15 protein-coding genes and 1 tRNA gene are annotated in these 14233 nt (G+C 63.2%); 11 read left to right on the forward strand and 5 right to left on the reverse strand.

Going from position 1 to position 14233, the window contains the following annotated elements; all coding sequences use genetic code 11:
- Positions 1-151: 151 nt before the first annotated feature.
- Positions 152-4168, reverse strand: coding sequence for a preprotein translocase subunit SecA (gene secA, locus KF757_11055; GenBank protein ID MBX3323519.1), 4017 nt, complete (start codon positions 4166-4168; stop codon positions 152-154).
- A 145-nt stretch (positions 4169-4313) separates the two neighbouring features.
- Positions 4314-4652, reverse strand: a complete 339-nt coding sequence (locus tag KF757_11060; protein MBX3323520.1) for a hypothetical protein — start codon at positions 4650-4652, stop codon at positions 4314-4316.
- A 166-nt stretch (positions 4653-4818) separates the two neighbouring features.
- Here KF757_11060 and KF757_11065 point away from each other — a divergent pair, with 166 nt between their 5' ends.
- On the forward strand, positions 4819-5238 hold the full coding sequence (locus tag KF757_11065; protein ID MBX3323521.1) for a hypothetical protein: 420 nt from the start codon (positions 4819-4821) through the stop codon (positions 5236-5238).
- Between the two features lie 38 nt (positions 5239-5276).
- Positions 5277-5642, forward strand: a complete 366-nt coding sequence (locus tag KF757_11070; protein ID MBX3323522.1) for a hypothetical protein — start codon at positions 5277-5279, stop codon at positions 5640-5642.
- Positions 5643-5747: 105 nt separating this feature from the next.
- On the opposite strand, the gene KF757_11075 is transcribed toward KF757_11070, so the two are convergent.
- Positions 5748-6122 carry an HU family DNA-binding protein gene (locus KF757_11075; protein ID MBX3323523.1) on the reverse strand — a complete coding sequence of 125 codons (375 nt, stop codon included), beginning with the start codon at positions 6120-6122 and terminating at the stop codon, positions 5748-5750.
- 235 nt (positions 6123-6357) lie between these two features.
- On the opposite strand from KF757_11075, the gene KF757_11080 reads away from it, so the two are divergent.
- The 5 genes from KF757_11080 to KF757_11100 all read left to right on the forward strand — a co-directional run bounded on the left by KF757_11080 (position 6358) and on the right by KF757_11100 (position 10696).
- A complete protein-coding gene (locus KF757_11080; GenBank protein MBX3323524.1) occupies positions 6358-7335 on the forward strand; it encodes a D-glycerate dehydrogenase in 978 nt (325 codons plus the stop codon).
- A gap of 94 nt (positions 7336-7429) precedes the next feature.
- Entirely contained in the window at positions 7430-8362 is a 933-nt protein-coding gene (locus KF757_11085; GenBank protein ID MBX3323525.1) for a bifunctional hydroxymethylpyrimidine kinase/phosphomethylpyrimidine kinase, read from the forward strand.
- Positions 8363-8365: 3 nt separating this feature from the next.
- Positions 8366-9022, forward strand: coding sequence for a class I SAM-dependent methyltransferase (locus KF757_11090; protein ID MBX3323526.1), 657 nt, complete (start codon positions 8366-8368; stop codon positions 9020-9022).
- Between the two features lie 36 nt (positions 9023-9058).
- The gene (locus tag KF757_11095) at positions 9059-9793 is read left to right on the forward strand and encodes a type 1 glutamine amidotransferase (GenBank protein MBX3323527.1); all 735 of its coding nucleotides are present in this window, start codon (positions 9059-9061) and stop codon (positions 9791-9793) included.
- Positions 9794-9796: 3 nt separating this feature from the next.
- Positions 9797-10696: a hypothetical protein gene (locus KF757_11100; GenBank protein ID MBX3323528.1), complete on the forward strand. Its 900-nt coding sequence runs from the start codon at positions 9797-9799 to the stop codon at positions 10694-10696.
- A gap of 30 nt (positions 10697-10726) precedes the next feature.
- Here KF757_11100 and KF757_11105 read toward each other — a convergent pair.
- Positions 10727-10797 (reverse strand) — tRNA-Gln (locus tag KF757_11105).
- A gap of 50 nt (positions 10798-10847) precedes the next feature.
- Positions 10848-11147 carry a hypothetical protein gene (locus tag KF757_11110; protein MBX3323529.1) on the reverse strand — a complete coding sequence of 100 codons (300 nt, stop codon included), beginning with the start codon at positions 11145-11147 and terminating at the stop codon, positions 10848-10850.
- Between the two features lie 173 nt (positions 11148-11320).
- Between KF757_11110 and ugpC the strand changes: the two genes are divergently transcribed.
- The 4 genes from ugpC to KF757_11130 are packed head-to-tail and all read left to right on the forward strand — an operon-like array spanning position 11321 to position 14167.
- Positions 11321-12469 (forward strand): sn-glycerol-3-phosphate ABC transporter ATP-binding protein UgpC, encoded by a 1149-nt coding sequence (gene ugpC / locus KF757_11115; protein MBX3323530.1) that lies wholly within the window; start codon positions 11321-11323, stop codon positions 12467-12469.
- Positions 12470-12486: 17 nt separating this feature from the next.
- Positions 12487-13185 (forward strand): hypothetical protein, encoded by a 699-nt coding sequence (locus KF757_11120; GenBank protein MBX3323531.1) that lies wholly within the window; start codon positions 12487-12489, stop codon positions 13183-13185.
- Positions 13182-13562 (forward strand): hypothetical protein, encoded by a 381-nt coding sequence (locus KF757_11125; protein MBX3323532.1) that lies wholly within the window; start codon positions 13182-13184, stop codon positions 13560-13562. Before KF757_11120 ends, KF757_11125 begins: the two co-directional genes overlap by 4 nt.
- The gene (locus KF757_11130) at positions 13559-14167 is read left to right on the forward strand and encodes a hypothetical protein (protein MBX3323533.1); all 609 of its coding nucleotides are present in this window, start codon (positions 13559-13561) and stop codon (positions 14165-14167) included. The genes KF757_11125 and KF757_11130 overlap by 4 nt, the downstream gene beginning before the upstream one ends.
- Positions 14168-14233: the final 66 nt, after the last annotated feature.

A 14233-nucleotide genomic window follows, 5' to 3' on the forward strand; every position in this document is an offset into this window, starting at 1 on the left:
CACGCCAACGAATGCTCGCTGCCGAAGCAGGCGAACCCCAACGACTCCCGACCGGACCCGTTCAGTCGGAGAACACCGCGCCCGCGGCATCCTGCAAAGGGTATACGTCCCCGATGCCCCACAAGATCCGCCGATCCGCCGGGCAATGCCATTACACTGGGCTGGGCCCACCAAATCCCGGCCCGGTGATGCCGCCGCCGAACGCACCGCCGCCGAGCGACGGGGCCGCGGGTGGACGTTGGGTCGGTCGCTGTGGCGGTTGTGCGGGCTGCGGAGCACTGGCCATGCGTTCTCGCATCGCCGCTGCCGGGCTGATTCTGGCCTTGAAAATGTAATCGGTCACACGGTCGCGCACCGTTTCCATCATGCTCAGGAACTGCCTCGAACCCTCGCGCTTGAACGCGATGCGTGGGTCCTGCTGACTGAACGCGCGGAACGAAATGCCGTCGCGCAACTGATCCATCGCGTACAGGTGCTCGCGCCACGCTTGATCCAGCGTGTCAATCAGGATCGTGCGTTCAAAGTGCAGCAGTTCGGTGCGCAAGAGGTTCTCAACCCGCGCGCGAATCGCCTGCTCGCGTTCCTCACCTTCGAGGTAGCGCATCGACTCGGTCGCGCCGGCACCCAAACGCTCTTGCAGGTGAGCCTCAAGTTCAGCATCATCTGCAATGGCGACCGCGGCCTCGAGTTCGTGCCCAAGTCGGTCCTCATCGACAAACTTCTCCGACTCCTTGACCAGACGCTCGCGCATCTTGGCCGGGGGAGTTGAGCGGATCTCGCTTTCCGACAGTTCCAGCCCGAAGCGACGACGGCTCCAGATTCCCAACTCGCGGAAGGCGTCCGCAGGGCTCTGACGCGCGTACATCATCGTCAGTTCCATGATGAAGTCCACCGGGTAGAAGATCTCGCGTTCGCGGTAGAGCGTGCGGGCCTTGTCCATGATCGGATCGCGCGCCGTGCGGTTCTCGTCCTGCTGGGCTTTGACGATCTCTTCGACCGAGGTATCAAACCCGAACTTGGCCTTGACCCATTCACTCAGACGCTCGGCACCATAGTTTGGCGCGACGAACTCGGCCAACCCGCTCAGATCGGCCGCGTCAATCCGCTCAAATGCTGCGCGCTCGAGCATGTTGCGCACATGCCGACGTTCTTCGGCCCCACCCTCGCGCAGTTCGGCTGCATCAAGCTCAACATCGAATCGACGCTTGGCCCAGTTCACAAGCCCCGCAGAATCGAAATCGACCGCGATTTCCGAACCTTCAACAGGCATGTACTCGCCGAGCGTCACATCGATCATCGATGCCGCATCTTCCTTGGCCTGCTTGCGGATCAACAAATCCATCTCATCGAGCGATTTACCGCGCAGCTTGTCGGCCTGAATCGAGAACTCGAGTTTCTGCCGCGCAAACTCAGCAGCACACTGCGACGGATAGTCCGTATCCAGGAACTCCGCGATGGCATCATCCACAGCCTCCTCGATGTACTCGAAGATCAGTCCCTTGACATCGCGCCCCTCAAGCACTCGCTGCCGCAACCCGTAGAATCGCTGACGCTGGTGCTCCATGACTTCGTCATACTCGAGGATGTTCTTGCGAATCTGGAAGTTGCGTTCTTCGACCTTTCGCTGTGCTCGCTCCACGTTCTTGCTCAGCCACGGATGCTCGATCGCATCGCCTTCCTTCATTCCCAGGCGGCTGAGCATGCGCATCGTCGTTTCGCCGGCGAACATCTTCATGAGGTCGTCTTCGAGACTCACAAAGAACCGGCTCGAGCCATTGTCGCCCTGACGCCCCGAGCGCCCGCGCAACTGGTTGTCGATGCGCCGCGACTCGTGGCGTTCGGTGCCGATGACATGCAACCCGCCAAGTTCCTCGATGCTCGCAAACCACCTGATCCGATGCAACAGGAACCGCCCGCCCTGGTCGAGTGCGTCCATCAGATCTCCCGCCGACATGCTCGCAATCTTGTTTGGGCTGACCCATGTATTTTTCTGTGCCCAGTGTCGCAGGAGCATGATTTCGACTTCCTCGAAGGGCATCTGCTCCACATCCTTCTTCTTGACGCCTTCTTCCTTCAGTTCGGTCGCAGCGATCTTGCGGAAAATATTCTCGCGCAGTTCCGCATCGGTCGAGTTGACCGTCAACCCGCGCGACGCGATTCCACGCCGCAGCCAGTGATCGAGCAGTTTTTCGCGCGGGCAGCTGCCGAGCTTGATGTCCGTACCGCGTCCAGCCATGTTCGTCGCAATCATCACCGCGCCAAGTTGCCCGGCGTTCTCGACAATGTTCGCCTCGCGCTCATGCTGCTTGGCGTTGAGAATCTCGTGCTTGATGCTGTACTTGCGCATCAGCATCTGCCCGAGCATCTCGCTCTTCTCGACGCTGGTCGTACCGACGAGAATCGGTCGCCCCGCATCATGAAACTGCTTGATCTCGTCGACGATCGCTTCCCACTTGTCCTTCTGCCGCAGGAACAGCAGATCGTCGAAGTCCCGTCGCACGATCGGCTTGTTCGTCGGGATCGACACCACATCCAGCCCATAAATATCGTGAAACTCCTGCGCCTCAGTGTCGGCTGTGCCCGTCATGCCCGCGAGTCGCTTGTACATCTTGTAGAAGTTCTGAATCGTTACCGATGCAACAGTCTGCGTCTCCTGCTTGATCGGCACGCCTTCCTTGGCCTCCACCGCCTGATGCAGCCCATCCGACCACTGCCGCCCGATCATCGGACGCCCCGTGTTCACATCCACGATCACCACGCTCGCCTCGGTCCGCCCTGTCATGCGATCAGGGAGGTCCATCACGATGTAATCCTTGTCGCGCTGATACACCGCGTGCGCACGCAGCGACTGCTCGAGCAGGTGCGGCACATCCATGTTCTCATCGACATAAAACGAACCGATCCCCGCCACGCGCTGTGCTTCAGCAATGCCTTCGTGCGTCAGGTGCGACTGACGTCGATCCATCTGCAACTCGTAATACTGCGTGTGCTGGTCGCGCTGCCGTTCCATCTCGGGCAGCGCCGCCTTGGCCTCTTCCAGCTGCTTCTGCAGTGTCGGAATGTTCGCCTTGTCGCGCGTCTGGCGAATGTCGCCCTCGAGTCCCTTGATGCGCTCCTTGGCCGCACGCACCTTGTCTTCGCCCTGCTGCCATGGCTTTTGCTTCTCAACCAGATGCCGCGCAAGCCGGTCCGAAAGGTCATACCGCGGCGCATCTTCGTGCGCCGGACCCGAGATGATCAGTGGCGTCCTAGCCTCGTCGATCAGAATCGAGTCCACTTCGTCAACCACCGCAAACTGGCGCTTCTTCTGCACCTGCTGCTCGACGCTGCGCTTCATGTTGTCGCGCAGATAATCAAAACCGAACTCGCTCGTCGTGCCGTACACGATGTCGCACATGTACATCTGACGCTTCACTTCTTCCGGCTGGGTGTGCTGCGGATGAATTGCACCAACCGTCAGCCCCAGCCCCATGAAGAACGGGAAGGTCCAGTCGCGGTCACGCTGCACCAGATAGTCATTGACCGTCACCACATGCACCTGCTGGCGCTGAATGCTCGCCATGTATGTCGCCAGCGGAGCAACGATCGTCTTTCCTTCACCCGTCTTCATCTCCGCGATCTTGCCCTGCCCGAGCACCATCCCGCCGATCAACTGCACATCAAAGGGCCTGGCCCGAAACGGAGGCCTTGACTCGGGAATCAACTCGCGCACAGCCTCATACAACGCAACCGGAATGTCCACCTGCATCCATCCAGGCACCGGCTGCGGGCACCCAAGGAACCGACCCTCCGGCGCCGCAGGCGACAACGCATCGATGGCCGCCTTGGTCTCGTCATACAGCCGTCTGGCCTCTGGCGCAAGCCTCGACGCATCAAACGCATGCTCCGGGTTGAAAATGCTTCGAATCCCCACGTTCCGGTCCATCGCCTCGCGCGCGACCGCGTACACCTCGACCAGCAGGTCGTCCGCTTTTTCGCCGGCATCGAACCGCTTGCGAAACTCGATCGTCTTTGCTCGAATCTGCTCGTCGCTCAGCAGCCGCATCTGCGACTCAAGGGCGTTGATCGCCTCAACCCGCAGCGTGTACCGCTTGACGAATCGTTCATTGCGCGAACCAAAGATCTTGTTCAGAATCGGACCGATCAGGGGAATGTCCTGGCTGGGCATGGGAATTCTTTCTTGTGCGCCGATTTCTCGGCGAATGTGGATCTCACTCGATCGCAGCACGACAAAACGTCACGCCGCTGAATACCGTCGACACGATGTTGTTGCTCAAACCGAATCGGACCGCGCACGCGCAGGTCACGCCGACTCACGCAGACATCGGTGGCGGGAGATCCATCAGGTGCGGGCCAAGCAGCGACACGTCAAGCCGCACATGCTCCGTATCTTGCGCCCTGGCAACGCAAACCATTGGCAGCGGGCGAACCGTCGGGCACTGCACCGGGGTTGCCGGAACCTCGCGATGATTCGCAGCCACGACCGAGCCGGACATCAGACACACCACAACATGGTTCATCAGCGGGCGCAACTGCGACCCGTGAGGAAGCCCCGCCGTCGCGCGTACCGAAAGCGTCAGGGCCAGCAGCAGCGTCACGCCGCCCAGATACACCCGCGTCAGTCCCGACCCGTCATGTCCAGGTTCGCTCATCCATCCCAATTATCGACCATCCGGGTGGCATAAGCAACTTTCAGGCCCATGCCATATTTTCCGCCCGTTTGAAGCCTGAACCCCCCGGACTTTTCCACAAACTGCACGCATCGCACCCCGACGCCCGATATCTTTGCCAGACACTGCGTCAGGCTACAGTCGCCTGATGACTCACGACCCGACTCCATCGCGCGTCACGGAGGATGCCCAGCCCATGCTCGCCACTCGCCGCAGCCTTCCAAACACCCGGCACTCCATCACCCACAAGTTCAGCGTCGGCAACTACGAGGGCTACCTCACCGTCGGCCTCTACGACGACGACCGCCCAGGCGAGATCTTCATCAAGGTCGCCAAGGAGGGTTCCGCCCTCAGCGGCATGTGCCAGGCCTTCTGCCGCGCCTTCAGCATCAGCCTCCAGTACGGCCTGACTGTCGAGGACGCCGTCACCCGCTTCAAGGGCATGCGCTTCGAACCCATGGGCCCCACCAGCAACCCCGACATCCCCGAGTGCCAGTCCATCGTCGACTACGTCGCACGCTACCTCGAGCTGCACTACACCAGCCCGCGATCGCGACGTCCCGTCTGATCGGCCGCTCTTTCCCGCACCAGCGGATAGAGTCCCGGGTGAGTCTTTCGCTCGTTCTCATGCTTGGGTGGTGTGCGTCGCTGCTGGTCGCGCTCGCTGCGATTGCCTGCCGCGCCATTCGTTTTCGTGGCCGGGGCATGGCGATGGCCCTGCTCACCCTTCCCGGCTGTGTGCTCATGTTTGCCGGGGTTGCGGCTTCCATCGGTCTGGCCGAGGGAGTCTGGACGGGCCGCAGCCTGGCATTCTGGGTCTTCGTGGGGATTGGCCTGAGCGGGCTGGGGCTCATGACCATTGGCGTGCGCAGTGCCCTTGAGCGGCCGATCCCTGCAGGCCACTGTCGCGGCTGTGGCTACGACCTTGCCGGGCTGGCTGTGTGCCCCGAGTGCGGCAGGCCATCAGCCTGAACAGCCGGGCGCGGGCCGGGCATCAATGCACAACGCCCGGGGAGTCTCCCGGGCGCTGTGTGGACTTCGTCTGATCGCGGCGTCTTAGGACACCCGGTCTTCGTCTTATGAAACCATGTCCTTGAGCCCCTTCATCGGGCGGACCTTCACGACGTTGCGGGCCGGCTTGGCCTTGAACATCACTTCTTCCTTCGTGAACGGGTTGATGCCTTTGCGGGCCTTGGTGGCGGGCTTGCGCACCACGGTGATCTTCATCATCCCCGGCACGGTGAACTGTTCGGCTTTGCCCTTCTTGAGGTCGGCCGACACCATCGCGCTCATGGCGTCGAACACGCTGGCCACGTCCTTCTTGGTGATGTTGGCCTGCTCGGCGATGGTCGCGTAGATCTCGCTCTTGGTTCTGGGCTTGTCGGCTCCGACGATCTTGGCCGCCTTGGGGGCTGGTTTGCTGGCGGCTTTCTTTACGGTCTTCTTGGCCATTGATGAGTTCTCCATTGCTCTGTGCAGAATTGCACGTATCGCGCACACTTGTACCGCACCAGCGGGCACCGGGCAAGTCGATTCGGCCGGAATTCTGTGCGATTGGCGCGATTTGTGCCATATTCCGCCACAATTCCCGCTGTTTGCCTCCGCTGTGTCCGTCTATCCACCTTGTTTTCCCGCACCGCCGGCGCGTCCGCGCACGCCCCGGGCCGGGCCGGTCTACGGTCTTCCCATGACATCCACTCCCTCGCCTGCTCCCCGCATCGCGGTGTCGCGCACGCTCAGCGGCACGCTGTCTGTCCCCGGCGCGACGATCGATGTGCTTGGCGAGGCGCTGCCCACGCCCGCGGCCCTGGCCGAGTTTGCCCGCGGCGCGAGCATTCTCGTCACCATGTACACCGATCGGGTCGATGCCGCGCTGCTCGCGGCCGCCGGTGCGGGCCTGATGGGCGTGTGCAACGTTGCGGTCGGCGTCAACAACATCGACCTCGACGCCTGCCGCTCGGCCGGTGTCATCGTCACGAACACGCCCGACGCAGTGACCGAGGGCACGGCCGATCTGGCGTGGGCGCTGGTGCTGGCCGTCGCGCGGCGTCTGATCGAGGCCGACCGCTATGCCCGCAGCGCGGCGTATCCGGCCCGCGGCCCGCTGGGCATGGCCGAGATGCTCGGGCAGGATCTGACCGGCCGCACCCTGCACATCGTCGGGGCCGGGCGCATCGGCCTTGCGGTCGCCCACCGGGCCCGCGCGTGGGGCATGTCCATCCTTTACACCGCCCGCAGCCGCCACTGGGAGTTCGAACTCTCCCCCCTGGCCGCCGAACGCGTCGAGCTCGACGCCGGGCTGGCCCGGGCCGACGTAGTGAGCATCCACACACCCCTGACCCCTGCCACCCACCACCTCATCGACGCCCGTCGCCTGGGGCTTTTGAAACCGTCGGCGATTCTGATCAACACCAGCCGCGGCCCGGTGATCGACGAGGCCGCGCTCGCGGCCCGTCTGCACGCCGGCGCCCTCTGGGGTGCCGGGCTGGATGTCTACGAGCGTGAGCCAGTGATCCATCCCGACCTGCTGACCGCTCCCAACACGGTGCTGACCCCGCACATCGGCTCGGCAGCGGCCCGCTATCGCGAGGAAATGACAGCGATGGTCGCAGCGAATGCCGCCGCGATCCTGCGGGGCGAGCAACCCCCCAATCAGGTGAACTGAGCAGCCCGCCGTTTCGGCTTCCCCCTCCGGCCCCGCGCTGGTCCGAGCGACCTAGGCTACCAACCGGGCCTGAACCCCGGCTGGAGCATACCCCATGAGCCTCGTCGTCACCGGCACCATCGGCATCGACACCGTCTATGTGCCCAGCGGAGAACACCGCGAGAACATCCTCGGCGGCTCGTGCGCCTACTTCGCCGCCGCCGCCAGCATCTACGGCCCCGTGTCGGTCGTCGCGGTCGTCGGCGAAGACTTCCCACCCGCCATGCGCCAGACGCTGGCCGGCTTTGCCAACGTCAACCTCGACGGCCTCGAGACCCGCCCCGGCCAGCGGACCTTCCGCTGGGGCGGCAAGTACATGAAGAACATGGATCAGCGCGAGACGCTCTACACCGAACTGGGCGTGCTCGAAGATGCGCCGCCCGAAATCCCCCACGCGCTGCGCTCAGCCGGGTTCGTGTTCCTGGCCAACAGCCACCCGGGCGTGCAGTACCACCTGCTGAGCCAGTTCGCCGACCCCGTGCTCGCGGTCGCCGACACCATGGACCTGTGGATCAATATCGCGCGCGACGAACTCGAGGTCCTGCTCGCCCACGTCGATGGGCTGGTGCTCAACTACGACGAGGCCGAACTGCTCACGGGCCTGGCCAACCCCGTCGCCGCCGGGCGCAAGATCCTCGAGGCCGGGCCGAGATTCGTCGTCATCAAGAAGGGAGAGCACGGCGCGATCCTCATCCATGAAGACGGGCTGGCCGCCTTGCCCGCCTACCCCGCCGAGCGCGTCATCGACCCCACCGGCGCCGGCGACACCTTCGCGGCCGGACTCATGGCCAACCTGGCCAGCGAGTACAAGTCCGGACGCGCGGTGGACCCCGGTTCGTTCGCCGCAGTCAGGCGGGCGATGGCCCACGGCACCGTCGTGGCCAGTTTCACCATCGAGTCGTTCAGCCTCGACCGCCTGGCAAGCCTCACCACCGGTGATGTGAACCAGAGATTCGACGAGTACGCCGCCATGATGCGGCTGGTGTGAACCATGAGCGACACGCCCGAACCGGCGTACCTGAAGCCGTATGCCGAGGCCGCCCGCGCCGTCGGCGCCCGCTTCGAGGCGCTGCTGTGGCTCAGCCGCGAGAGCCAGACCGCCCGCTTCGCGACCATCGCGGCCATGCTCGACAGCCAGGCGGGCGCGATGGCGGACTTCGGCTGCGGCAGGGCGGACCTGCTCGAACACCTGCTCGACGCCGGGCTGGCGCCCGCGCGATACATCGGCATCGACGGGGTCGAAGCCATGGTCGCCGCGGGAAACGAGCGCATCACCGCGCGCCGCATCGACAACGCCTCGTGCCGCTTTGACGATTTCGTGGCCAACCAGACCATCTTCGCGGATCTGGCACGCGACATGAAGATCGACACCTTCGTCTTCTCGGGCTCGCTCAACACGCTCACGCAGGAGATCGCCGAGGCCGTGCTCGATCGGGCCTTCGCCGCGCTGCCCGCCGGCGGCGTGCTGATCTTCAACTTCCTGTCGTCCGAAGCCCCCAACCGGGAAGGGAACAGCCAGACCGGCCCGGCCCGCCGATTCAAGACCCTCGCCCTCGTGCGCTTCGCCCTCGACCGCACGCCGCTCGTCCGCTTCGCCTGCGATTACCTCGGCGGGCACGACGCGACCATCCGCATGGAACGACCCTGAACACGAGGGCTCGCACGACGCTACCATCAGCCCGCCATGGCACGCATCATCGTCTTCCAACACTCACCACACGGCACGCCCGGTCGACTCGGCATGACGCTGCGCGACCACGGCTTCGTGCTCGACATCCGCCGCCTCGATCTGCCTGAGCCGCACAGTGGATGGTTCCCGCCCGATCTCGACAACGTGCACGGCGTGATCAGCCTCGGCGGCCCGCAGAATGTCGATGAAAGCCACCCGTGGCTGGCGGGCGAACTGGCCTTCCTGAAGCGCGCTCACGAAGCAGCCCTCCCCGTCGTGGGCATCTGCCTCGGCTGCCAGCTCATCGCTGCCGCCCTCGGAGGCAGCGTCGCAAAGATGAAACAGCCCGAAGTGGGCATGCTGCCGATCGACATCACCGTGCCCGGCCAGACCGACACCCTGCTCGCGGGCATGCCATGGCGACACATCCAGTTCCAGAGCCACGGCTATGAAGTCACCTCGCCCCCGCCAGGCGCACAGATCCTGGCGACCAGCGCCCAGTGCCGCGTGCAGGTCTTCCGCGTCGGCATGCGGACCGTCGGGATCCAGTTCCACCCCGAATGCGACCGGGCCATGATCGAGCGCTTCGAAAGCGTGCCCGGTTCGTTGGCCGCCAAGGCCGGACTGGGCATCGAAGAACTCGCCCGACAGATCGATGAGCACTACCAGCAGTACGCCCGCATCGGCGACCGCCTGAGCCTGAACATCTCGACCATGCTCTTCCCCTTCCAGAGCCTGCTCGCGGTCTAGGCCATGGGCAGCACGCTCGCCATTGCTGCCCCGCCCGACTTCGACCTGGCGCGCGACGCCAACTCTTATGGCTACGTCCGCCTCGCGCCCGACCGCTGGGACGCCGACGCCGCATGCCTGTACACGATCCTCAGCCTCGACGGCGGCCCCGCACCGCTGCGCGTCACCCAGAGCGCACGCGGCCGCCTCCGCGCTGCGTTTGGTCGCGCCCTCTCACGCAGCGAGCAGGCGCAGGCACGCAGACACATCGCGCGCATGCTGCGCCTCGACGAGACGCAGGCCGACATCGCCGCCTTTCATGCTGTCGATCCCCGCTGGAAGGCCAGCGGTCGCGGCCGCGTGTTTCGATCGGCCACGCTCTTTCAGGACATCATCCGCACCGTCACCAGCTGCAACGTGGCATGGTCGAGCACCGTCAACATGAACCGCTGGTTCTGCGAAGTACTCGGTGAAGGTGGCGCATTCCCAACCGTGTCCCGCTTTGCGCGCGTCCGCCCCGGCACGTTGCGAGGCCGATGCCGCGTCGGCTATCGCGACCAGCGCATCATCGATCTGGCCAGACTCTTCCTCTCCGGACAGATCGACGAAGCATGGCTCAGCGATCCCGCGACCAGCGACGATGCAGCCTTCGCGTTCCTCAAGACCCTCCCGGGCATCGGACCATACGCCGCAGCCAACATCATGCAACTGCTCGGACGCTACGCCTTCCTCGCGATCGACTCCGAAACCTTGCGACACGCTCGCAAAGCGCTCGGCTTCACTGGCGAAGACCCACAGGTCATTGCACAGGTGCGCGCGCATTACGAACAATTCGGAGCGCACAAATTTCGCAGTTACTGGTTCGAGTTGTGGACTGGGTATGAGGTCAAACTCGGTCCCGCCCACGAATGGCAACCTTCATGAGGCCGCCCATATCGATCGGAGATCGAGGAATAGGGGATAAAGGACTCGAACCTTTACTAACGGAATCAGAATCCGTCGTGCTACCATTACACCAATCCCCTGGCACCGAGCAGGCGGATTGTACCCATGGAGGCGGTGTGGGCAAGAAGCGTCAATCCCGGGCGAGCCATGTTCCCTTCGGATCCGCGTCGTTGCGAGTCTGGACAGGTTTGGCACGTCCATACTGGGCCCGGCGGGCAGCGTACCCGCTGGGGGGCTGGACTGCCGGTGAAGGGATTTTCGGGGCAGACGCAGCAATCGGAGGCACCTCTGGCACCGCTGACGGGGGGGCTTCAGGATTCTCGACGGGCTCGCCCAGGCGACGGCTGCGGGCTTCGGTAATCGACCGATCCAATTTGCCCAGAATGGCTTTCACCTGGTTGAAGGCTTCTTTTGGCTGCGTCATTGTCATGGACCCCTCCGTGGTTCACTCGTCCTATCGGCCCCCCAGGCGTGCGACTTGGGTCCGAGACCAATGACTCGGGCAGCCCATTGCGTCCGAGGTGGGTCTGTGCGGTTTGGCGCAGCAGACCAGATCGGCTAGGCTGAGGGACGGGACGCGCAGTCCCCACAAGTGAGGATGACATGGCAGAAGTGATTCTTGAAAATGTCTGGAAGACGTACGACGGGGGCGTGGACGCTGTTCGGGGCTTTAGCCTCCATATCGCCGACGGCGAGTTCGTCGTGCTCGTCGGGCCATCCGGGTGCGGCAAAAGCACAACGCTGCGCATGATCGCAGGTCTCGAAGACATTACACGCGGGACCATCCGAATTGGGCAGCGCATCGTCAACGATGTGCATCCCAAGGACCGCGACATCGCCATGGTGTTTCAGAACTACGCACTCTACCCGCACATGAGCGTGTATCGAAACATGGCATTCGCGCTGAAACTGCGCCGCGTGCCCAAAGACGAGATCGAGCGTCGCGTGCGCGGGGCGGCACAGATTCTGGGGATCGAACACCTCCTCGACCGCAAGCCGCGAGCGCTCTCAGGCGGGCAGAGACAGCGTGTGGCGGTTGGGCGTGCCATTGTGCGCGAGCCTCAGGCGTTTCTGTTCGACGAACCTTTGTCGAACCTCGATGCCAAACTTCGCGTGACCACGCGTGGCGAACTCAAAGCGCTGCATCAAAGATTGCGCACAACAACGGTGTATGTGACACACGATCAGGAAGAAGCCATGACGCTTGGCGACCGCGTTGTGGTCATGGCCGACGCTGTGATTCAGCAGGTCGATACCCCGTTCGAGGTGTACCGCAATCCGATCAATCGGTTCGTCGCGGCGTTCATCGGCACGCCTCCGATGAACTTCCTCGAAGGGGCTCTAGAGCGGGGCGATGGTGGGATCGATTTTGTCGAAGCGGGCAACTCGGGGCGTGCGGCGCGGGTGAGGTTGTGCCCTGATCATGCTGCAATGGTCGAGTCGCGTGTGGGCGAGCGCGTCGTGCTTGGGGTCAGGCCCGGAGCGATGCGGTTTGTCGAGCGGGGCGCGCCTCTGAGTGGAGACACGATCGAGGTCGAAGTGGTCGTGATCGAGCCTCTCGGAGATGACATGGACGTGCGCATGAAGACGGCTCATCATGACCAGTTGATCGCGCGGGTGCCGATTCGCGGTGGATTGACGCCGGGAGAGAGTGCGCGGGTGCGGATCGACACGGCACGCGCCCACTTCTTTGAACCGGGCGATTTCGGCGCGAACCTGACGCGCGTTGAGGCGACTGCGGTTACCGGATGACGGCGCGAGGGGGCGCGATGAATCGTTTCATCATGTTTTGTGTAGTTCTGGCTGCGACGATTTCGTGCGATCGCGTGAGTTGTGCGCAAAGTGTGCGCAGTGGACAGGTCGCCCACCTTGCTGTCAAGGGAGATCTTGACTCGCGCAAACTGACAGACGAAGTGATCGCGTGGCTCGGTCGACGCGATGCGCGTCGAGAGACGCTCGTTCTGCTGGAGTTCGACGCATCGCGGGCCAGGCTTGATGAGGCTACGCGCATTGCCCTGGCAGTTGCGAAACTCGAGATTGAGACTGCAGTGCATTTCGGCGTGCGTGCGCCCGCGGCTCCGGGAGTGCTCATGATTGCTCTGGCAGCTGATCGAGCGTTCGTCGGGCGCGGCGGGGGAATCATGGGAGACGCCTCGACCGGACTTCCAGATTTGTGCGAAGATGGATACTCGGGGTGGCGCGGGAGACAGGAAAACCTGGTCGAATCGTTGATCAATCAGCGCGGCTTGGCGACGCAGCTTGCGGACGTGCTGATCCCGCCGCTGGGGCCGCTCTTTGTGGATGCGGAATCGAACATCTCGCGTGAGGGCGTGGGAGAGCAGGTTGTCTGGATGGAGGACGCATCAACATGGCGAGTGCGGCTGTCGCGTGAGCGTGTGGTAGCGCTGGGTCTTGCTGAGCCGGCAGATACTGCGGGCAGATTTTTCGAGCGTGCGAACTGCGCGTGACGAAGCGCGAACGCGCGGAGTTGAGCAGCGATCTGCGCGCATCGTTAACACTGGCAGGCAAACTGCGTGATGAACTGCGCACGACTCTGGTGCGATTGGAGGCTGAAACGAAGGCGTTGCGTACATCCACCGGACCTGGAAGGCGAGAGCAGGAATCGCGCGTCCAATCGCGTTTGCATGCGGCGCAGGAGGGCATGAACGTGCTGATGGAGGTGATGAAGGACTATCCTGAGTTGTTGAGATTTGAACCGCCTTGGTCTCAGAGTGTGGGGGGCAGCTTGAGCGACCGGACGAAGCGATGGTCGAAGGAAGTGGATTCGATCGGGACGAAGATCGATGATCTGCGGTTGAGCATTGAAGCAGTAGGTGGACCATGAAAGAGCATTCGGGATCGAAGATCGCTCATTCGGTGGCTGGTGGGCAGACGCAGGTCGATACAATGGCGCTGCAGGAGCTGTCGTTGCGGCGAGAGTTGTTCTGGCAGAACGTGATGCGCGAGATTCTCAACTCGCTCGCGGCTGCTGCAGCGCACGCGACCGGGCGTCTCTCGCCGACGCCTGCCGGTGCGGCCATGAGCGCGACACCTCTGGAGGAAATGTTCGACGGCCGGATGGCGGTTGTGACAAGACTCGGACAACGCATTCCTATCGCGGATGTCTTCCCGGTTTTTGCGTGTTCGGTCCCGACGACATCGATTGATCACTCGATCGCAGCCGATGTGCAGTGCTCAGTGTTTCAGATTCGCACGCCGGGCGGAGAGGTCTACACCCTTCCGATTCACGAGATTGTTGCTTTTCACACGCTCAGCGAGGAGTTGCTCAGGCAGATGGAAGCCGCGGCTGCGTCGTCAGGGGAGGAAAATGGGTCTGGGCAAGGGCTTCCGTTCGGGTTCGGGGCATTCACATCTCTTGCGGACTCGGAACGCCTGAATCGAAATTCGGCCAATGGCGAAGAATCTGAGTCGGATCTGGAACAGAACTGAGTTGGGAGACGTCTTATGAGCGGGAGGTTCCTCACTCGGAGGGCCGACGTCCGAATAGGGCGTTTT

This window comes from Phycisphaeraceae bacterium, from assembly GCA_019636795.1.
GTDB lineage: Bacteria > Planctomycetota > Phycisphaerae > Phycisphaerales > UBA1924 > JAHBWW01.

Bases quoted from the DNA above. Each gene is read 5' to 3' on its own strand.
- secA (MBX3323519.1), bottom strand. From the start codon at position 4,168: ATGCCCAGCCAGGACATTCCCCTGATCGGTCCGATTCTGAACAAGATC.
- KF757_11060 (MBX3323520.1), bottom strand. From the start codon at position 4,652: ATGAGCGAACCTGGACATGACGGGTCGGGACTGACGCGGGTGTATCTG.
- KF757_11065 (MBX3323521.1), top strand. From the start codon at position 4,819: ATGACTCACGACCCGACTCCATCGCGCGTCACGGAGGATGCCCAGCCC.
- KF757_11075 (MBX3323523.1), bottom strand. From the start codon at position 6,122: ATGGCCAAGAAGACCGTAAAGAAAGCCGCCAGCAAACCAGCCCCCAAG.
- KF757_11080 (MBX3323524.1), top strand. From the start codon at position 6,358: ATGACATCCACTCCCTCGCCTGCTCCCCGCATCGCGGTGTCGCGCACG.
- KF757_11085 (MBX3323525.1), top strand. From the start codon at position 7,430: ATGAGCCTCGTCGTCACCGGCACCATCGGCATCGACACCGTCTATGTG.
- KF757_11090 (MBX3323526.1), top strand. From the start codon at position 8,366: ATGAGCGACACGCCCGAACCGGCGTACCTGAAGCCGTATGCCGAGGCC.
- KF757_11095 (MBX3323527.1), top strand. From the start codon at position 9,059: ATGGCACGCATCATCGTCTTCCAACACTCACCACACGGCACGCCCGGT.
- KF757_11100 (MBX3323528.1), top strand. From the start codon at position 9,797: ATGGGCAGCACGCTCGCCATTGCTGCCCCGCCCGACTTCGACCTGGCG.
- KF757_11110 (MBX3323529.1), bottom strand. From the start codon at position 11,147: ATGACAATGACGCAGCCAAAAGAAGCCTTCAACCAGGTGAAAGCCATT.
- ugpC (MBX3323530.1), top strand. From the start codon at position 11,321: ATGGCAGAAGTGATTCTTGAAAATGTCTGGAAGACGTACGACGGGGGC.
- KF757_11120 (MBX3323531.1), top strand. From the start codon at position 12,487: ATGAATCGTTTCATCATGTTTTGTGTAGTTCTGGCTGCGACGATTTCG.
- KF757_11130 (MBX3323533.1), top strand. From the start codon at position 13,559: ATGAAAGAGCATTCGGGATCGAAGATCGCTCATTCGGTGGCTGGTGGG.